This is a genomic window from Thauera sp. 2A1 (genome assembly GCF_009469595.2).
In the GTDB taxonomy this organism is placed as follows: domain Bacteria; phylum Pseudomonadota; class Gammaproteobacteria; order Burkholderiales; family Rhodocyclaceae; genus Thauera.
In genome coordinates this window covers 1-1,158 of sequence record NZ_SSXV01000126.1, presented here as the reverse complement: position 1 = coordinate 1,158, position 1,158 = coordinate 1, and the positions used below count along the sequence as shown (strand labels likewise).

Below are 1,158 nucleotides of genomic sequence, written 5' to 3'. Positions count from 1 at the left end.
CTTGCCGGCGTGAAGCCGCCCGCGCCTGCTTCGCCGCGATCACCTGTTGTTCCTCGACAGCCGGCAGGTCATCGAACAGGCTGGCCGGCGATCCGTTATGACCTTCGGTCTCGTTCATGTCTCGGAGCATGCCAGTCCCAGCACAACCTGGCGAGATTGGAGAAAAACTCTCACGCTCTCAGCCGAGCAAGCTGTGCAGCATCTTGAGCGACAGCGAGATCAGGACACCGGCGAAGATCTTCTTCAGCACCGGAACCGGAAGCGTGTGCGCCAGCCGGGCGCCGACCGGTGCCATCGCCATGCTCACCGCGCTCACCAGCACCAGGGCGGGCAGATAGATGTAACCCAGCGTGTAGGGCGGCATCCCCGGCGCGCCCCAGCCGTTGATCATGTAGCCGACGGTGCCCGCCACTGCGATCGGCAGGCCGATCGCCGAGGAGGTGCCGATGGCGTGCTGCATCTTCACGTTGCACCAGGTCATGAACGGCACCGACAGCGAACCGCCGCCGATCGCCACCAGCGCCGACACGCCGCCGATCCCTGCGCCTGCGGCGCTGAGCCCGACCAGGCCGGGAACTTCACGCGAAGGCTTGGGCTTGACGTTGATCAGCATCTGCAGCGACACGTAGCCCATGAACGCAGAGAAGAATATCGCCAGCGGCAGCGTGTCGATGCGCGAAGCGATGAACGTGCCGCAAAAGGTGCCCAGCAGGATGCCGGGCGTGATGCCCATGACGATGTCCCAGCGCACCGCGCCATGCTGATGATGGGCGCGCAGGCTGGACATCGACGTGAGCACGATGCCGGCCATGGACGTGCCCAGCGCCATATGCACGACCTGGTCGAACGGAAAGCCCTGGGCGACGAACAGGGTGGTCAGCAGCGGCACCATGATGCCCCCGCCCCCCACGCCGAGCAGTCCGGCAAAAAAGCCCACCACGGCACCGAGCACCGGGTAGGCCAGCCACCACACGTTCAAATCCATTGCCCTGTAGACACTCCACGAAGCGGTGCGCCCTGCCGGGCGCACCATCGAGTAGGGGACGGGGTCACCCCCGTCGCCCTCTCACACCACCGTACGTGCGGTTCCGCATACGGCGGTTCATGAAAGACACTGGAGCCGTCGCGTCGTATCGAGCAGCGACACCAGACCCAAAC

1 protein-coding gene is annotated in these 1,158 nt (G+C 65.3%); it reads right to left on the bottom strand.

The features are described 5' to 3' along the window. Positions 1 to 178 precede the first annotated feature (178 nt). Entirely contained in the window at positions 179 to 985 is an 807-nt protein-coding gene (locus tag GH664_RS22860) for a sulfite exporter TauE/SafE family protein (RefSeq protein ID WP_153170322.1), read from the bottom strand. Between the last annotated feature and the right edge of the window lie 173 nt (positions 986 to 1,158).